This is a genomic window from Rhodococcus sp. NPDC057135, assembly GCF_042670865.1.
In the GTDB taxonomy this organism is placed as follows: domain Bacteria; phylum Actinomycetota; class Actinomycetes; order Mycobacteriales; family Mycobacteriaceae; genus Rhodococcus_F.
Window position 1 is genome coordinate 1 of sequence record NZ_JBHUUU010000044.1, and the last position, 1,448, is coordinate 1,448.

At 62.9% G+C, this 1,448-nt stretch carries 1 protein-coding gene; it reads right to left on the reverse strand.

Going from position 1 to position 1,448, the window contains the following annotated elements:
• A partial coding sequence (locus ACFT1A_RS30950) for an amino acid adenylation domain-containing protein (protein WP_378450107.1) occupies positions 1–1,374 on the reverse strand: 1,374 nt, incomplete at its 3' end.
• Between the last annotated feature and the right edge of the window lie 74 nt (positions 1,375–1,448).

The following is a 1,448-nucleotide window of genomic DNA, read 5'->3' on the forward strand; positions in this document are numbered from 1 at the left end:
CACCACCTCATCCACCACCACCCCCACCTCACCCACCACAAACCCCACCAAAAAATCCCCACCCACACCCGACCGCAACACCACCACCGCCCGAGCCACCCCCACCTGAGCAACCAACACCGCCTCCACCTCACCCAACTCCACCCGCTGCCCCCGCACCTTCACCTGAAAATCCTTGCGCCCCACAAACTCCAACTCACCACCACACCCCCACCGCACCACATCACCCGTCCGATACAACCGACCACCCGACACCCCGGACACCGGATCCGCCACAAACCGACCCACCGTCAAATCCACACGACCCTCATACCCCCGCGCCACCTGCACCCCACCCACGTACAACTCCCCCACAACCCCCACCGGAACCGGCCGCAACCGCGAATCCAACACCAACACCCGCGTATTCCACACCGCCCGACCAATCGGAACACCCACCCCCTCACCACCACCCACCACATGAAACGTCACATCCACCGACGCCTCCGTCGGCCCGTACAAATTCACCAACTCCGCACCACACACCCCCGCAAACCGCCCCGCCAACACCGACGACAACCCCTCACCCGAGACAAACACCCGACGCAAACACGAACACCCCACCCCCAACTCCCCCACGCCCAACTCCCCCACGAACACCTCCAACATCGACGGCACAAAATGCACCACCGACACCCCCCACCGCTCGATCACACCCACCAAATACACCGGATCACGATGCCCACCCACATCCGCCACCACCAACCGAGCACCCACCATCAACGGCCAAAACAACTCCCACACCGACACATCGAACGACACCGGCGTCTTCTGCAACACCACATCCCCCACACCCAACGGAAACTCCCCCTGCATCCACAACAACCGATTCACCACCCCCGCATGCGACACCACCACCCCCTTCGGACGACCCGTCGACCCCGACGTGAACATCACATACACCGCATGCTCAGGCAACAACACCCCCAACCGCTCCCCCACCCCCACCGGAGCACCCGAAAACCCCGAAACATCAACACAACCCACATCAACAAACCCCACCCCCACCGGCAAACACCCACCATCACCAACCCGCGACAACACCACCACCGGATCCACCACCCCCACCACAAACCCCACCCGCTCCACCGGCGCACCCACATCCACCGGAACGAACACCCCACCAGCCCGCACCACCGCAAACACCGCCACCAACAACTCCACCGACCGCGACAACGCCACACACACCCGCGACTCCGGACCCACCCCCAACGAAATCAACAACCGCGCAAAACGATTCACCCGAACATCAAACTCACCCCACGACAACACCACCCCACCACACACCAACCCCCCACCACCCACACCAGCAAACCGACCATCCAACACATCCACCAACGTCAAACCCCCCACCACCACCCCCACACCATCACAACCACCCACCACAAACCCACGCTCACCCGCAACAA